The 1,363-nt window shown below is 61.7% G+C and carries 1 protein-coding gene; it reads left to right on the top strand.

Annotated elements, in window-relative coordinates:
- The first annotated feature begins 74 nt into the window (after positions 1-74).
- Positions 75-1,288, top strand: a protein-coding gene (locus tag AC0L3X_RS47095; RefSeq protein ID WP_425364335.1) for an IS3 family transposase whose coding sequence is annotated in 2 segments (ribosomal slippage) — positions 75-351 and positions 351-1,288 — 1,215 coding nt in all. Because the reading frame shifts where the segments join, the coding sequence is not laid out codon by codon here.
- Positions 1,289-1,363 lie beyond the last annotated feature (75 nt).

Raw genomic sequence — 1,363 nt, 5'->3', positions numbered from 1 at the left:
TGAAATGGACCCCGGTTTTGGGACCAGAGGCTAAGTTGGAAAAGGGCCGCTCCGTTTGATAGACGGAGGGCATGATGACGAAGAAGACGAGACGGAAAATCGACGCGGCACTGAAGGCGAAGATTGCGCTGGAGGCGGTGCGGGAGCAGGCGACGGTGACCGAGCTGGCTCAGTGCTATGAGGTGCACCCGAACCAGATCTATGCGTGGAAGAAACAACTTCTGGAACAGGCGGCGCGGGCCTTTGACGCGGGTGTCGGGCGGGAGAGCGAGGAAACGCGCGAACGCGAGATCGAAAAGCTGCACGCCAAGATTGGGCAATTGACGGTGGAGCGCGATTTTTTAGCACGGAGGTCCGGAAGATGAGCACACCGGACCGTCGAGAAATGCTCGATCGCGCCGACCAGGCGCTGTCGATCCGCCGGCAATGCATGTTGCTTGGCATCGCGCGCTCTGGGGTCTACCGGCCGCCACGGCCGGCTAACGACAACGACCTCGCCCTGATGCAGCGGCTCGACGAGCTGTTCACCGCCTGGCCATTCCTAGGCTCGCGGCGAATGATCGCGATGCTGAAGACTGAGGGGCTTCAGGTCAATCGCAAGCGTGTGCAGCGGTTGATGCGCAAGATGGGCATCGCGGCGCTGGGACCGAAGCCGAACACGACAAAGCCGGCGCCGGGCCACAAGATCTATCCCTATCTGCTGCGCAACATGACGATCGACCGGCCGAACCAGGCGTGGGCGGCCGACATCACGTATCTGCCCATCGGGCGCGGCTTTCTCTATCTCGTCGCGATCATCGACTGGGCGAGCCGTGCGGTTCTGGCGTGGCGGCTGTCGAACACGATGGACGTCTCGTTCTGCGTGGCGGCTTTGGAAGAGGCGCTGGCGAAGTACGGCACGCCGGAGATTTTCAACACCGACCAGGGCAGCCAGTTCACCAGCACGGCCTTCACCGGCGCGCTGGCGGGCGCAGGGATCAAGATCTCGATGGATGGCCGCGGCCGCTGGATGGACAACGTCTTCATCGAGCGGCTGTGGCGGTCGCTTAAGCATGAGGATATCTATCTCAAGGGCTATGCCGACGGCCGCGAGGCCAAAGCAGGGATCGCAAACTGGATCGCCTTCTACAACAATCGCCGCCTTCATCAGGCGCTCGGCTATCGCGCGCCGATGGCGGTCTGGCGCGAACGGATGCGCACCGCGAAGGCTGTGGACATGGTGGACAACGCTGACGCGTTGACCACATGCCCACAGCAACAGCAGCAGACAGAATCTCTGGCAGCGTGATAGAAAGTGATCAGGAGCGGTCAGTTTACAACTAACAAACCGGCTCAAGTGGTCCCGTTCCGCGGGTCCATTTCA

It is taken from the genome of Bradyrhizobium sp. MI1.7 (assembly GCF_055811795.1).
This window is presented reverse-complemented; position numbering and strand designations above follow the sequence as displayed.